We start from the raw sequence: 1194 nt of genomic DNA on the forward strand, positions 1-1194 counted from the left end.
TGTCTAAAGAAAAATTTGAACGTACAAAACCGCACGTTAACGTCGGTACTATCGGCCACGTTGACCATGGTAAAACAACGCTGACCGCTGCAATCACTACCGTTCTGGCTAAAACCTACGGTGGTAGCGCGCGTGCATTCGACCAGATCGATAACGCACCAGAAGAGAAAGCACGTGGTATCACCATCAACACGTCTCACGTTGAATACGATACCCCGTCTCGCCACTACGCGCACGTTGACTGCCCAGGACACGCCGACTATGTGAAAAACATGATCACCGGTGCTGCCCAGATGGATGGCGCGATCCTGGTTGTTGCAGCGACTGACGGCCCGATGCCTCAGACCCGTGAGCACATCCTGCTGGGTCGTCAGGTTGGCGTTCCTTTCATCATCGTGTTCCTGAACAAATGTGACATGGTTGATGACGAAGAACTGCTGGAACTGGTTGAGATGGAAGTGCGTGAACTGCTGTCTCAGTACGACTTCCCAGGCGACGACACCCCAGTGGTTCGTGGTTCTGCTCTGAAAGCGCTGGAAGGCGAAGCTGAGTGGGAAGCCAAAATCATCGAACTGGCAGGCTACCTGGATTCTTATATCCCAGAACCAGAGCGTGCGATTGACAAGCCGTTCCTGCTGCCAATCGAAGACGTATTCTCCATCTCCGGTCGTGGTACGGTTGTTACCGGTCGTGTAGAGCGCGGTATCGTTAAAGTCGGCGAAGAAGTTGAAATCGTTGGTATCAAAGATACGGCGAAATCGACCTGTACCGGCGTAGAAATGTTCCGCAAACTGCTGGACGAAGGTCGTGCAGGCGAGAACGTTGGTGTTCTGCTGCGTGGTATCAAGCGTGAAGAAATCGAGCGTGGTCAGGTACTGGCCAAGCCGGGTTCAATCAAGCCACACACCCAGTTCGAATCAGAAGTATATATCCTGAGCAAAGATGAAGGCGGCCGTCATACTCCGTTCTTCAAAGGCTACCGTCCTCAGTTCTACTTCCGTACCACTGACGTAACGGGCACCATCGAACTGCCAGAAGGCGTAGAGATGGTAATGCCGGGCGACAACATCAAAATGGTTGTTACCCTGATCCACCCAATCGCGATGGATGACGGTTTGCGTTTTGCAATCCGTGAAGGCGGCCGTACTGTAGGCGCGGGCGTTGTTGCTAAAGTTATCGCTTAATCGCTGATAA

1 protein-coding gene is annotated in these 1194 nt (G+C 52.6%); it reads left to right on the top strand.

Translation table 11 applies throughout. From position 1 onward, the window contains the following. On the top strand, nt 1-1184 hold a 1184-nt coding region (gene tuf, locus KP22_RS20990), incomplete at its 5' end, for an elongation factor Tu (protein WP_039309341.1). Nucleotides 1185-1194: the final 10 nt, after the last annotated feature.

It is taken from the genome of Pectobacterium betavasculorum, from assembly GCF_000749845.1.
Lineage (GTDB): Bacteria > Pseudomonadota > Gammaproteobacteria > Enterobacterales > Enterobacteriaceae > Pectobacterium > Pectobacterium betavasculorum.